The organism is Flavobacterium bomense, assembly GCF_003970355.1.
The window spans coordinates 1-955 of sequence record NZ_RYDJ01000038.1 but is presented as its reverse complement, the minus strand read 5'-3'; the positions used below and the strand labels follow the sequence as shown (position 1 = coordinate 955).

1 protein-coding gene is annotated in these 955 nt (G+C 37.1%); it reads right to left on the bottom strand.

The features are described 5' to 3' along the window. Positions 1-80: 80 nt before the first annotated feature. On the bottom strand, positions 81-955 hold an 875-nt coding region (locus EKL98_RS15265), incomplete at its 5' end, for a Gfo/Idh/MocA family oxidoreductase (RefSeq protein ID WP_126563073.1).

The window sequence follows — 955 nt, the reverse complement described above, 5'->3', positions numbered from 1 at the left end:
ATTGAATCTACAAAAGTACAAAATCAATACGTCCCTAATTGGCTATTTTGTTTATAAACCGAACATTACAACGTTATTGTTTATAAGTCGATTGTTTTCTTTTGCTCGTTACTTAGAAAAGCCGCTTCAATAATTCGCATCACATTGACACCATCTTGAGCAGTTACAGGCTCGGTTTTATCATTTGCAATAGCTTGATGCACCCCTTCAAAGAAGTCGTAATAATTTCCTTGAAGCGTGGGTACTTTTTCTTTTATAATTTTGCCGTCGATTTCAGTGTGCAAAAGTCCTTCATGACCTTCTTTTTCAGTTCCCCAAGTGGTTAAATTAGGTTTTTTTCCTATTTTCAATTCGTCTTCTTGCACATCGCCACGCGATTTTAGAAAAGAACCTTTCTTGCCGTGAATCACATAAGAAGGATTGGGTTCTCTTACAAAAAATCCTGCTTTCAATCGTATTCTTAGATTCGAATAAAATAGTAAAATATCTAAATAATCGTCGATTACGGTTTGGTCTCTTGTGAATCGAATATCAGCAAAAACGGCATTGGGCAAACCAAACAAATACAAGGCTTGGTCGATAATATGTGGCCCCAAATCTTTCATAATTCCAGAACCCGAATTGACGGTTTCCTTGTGCACTTTTGGACTCAAAACAGGATTGTAACGGTCAAAATGAAATTCGGCTTCGACAATTTCGCCCAACAATTTCGAATCCAGAATTTTCTTCACGGTTTTGAGTTCACTGTCCCATCTTCTGTTTTGAAAAACAGACAATTTCAATCCTTTTTCTTTGGCCAAGGCAGCTAATTCAATAGCTTCGGCAAGATTTGATGTAAAAGATTTTTCGACAATGGCATGTTTTCCGGCGAGCAACACTTTTTTGGCATACTCAAAATGGGTGTCGATTGGTGTGTTTACAATAACCAAATCGATGCTTTTGTCCTCCAAAATAG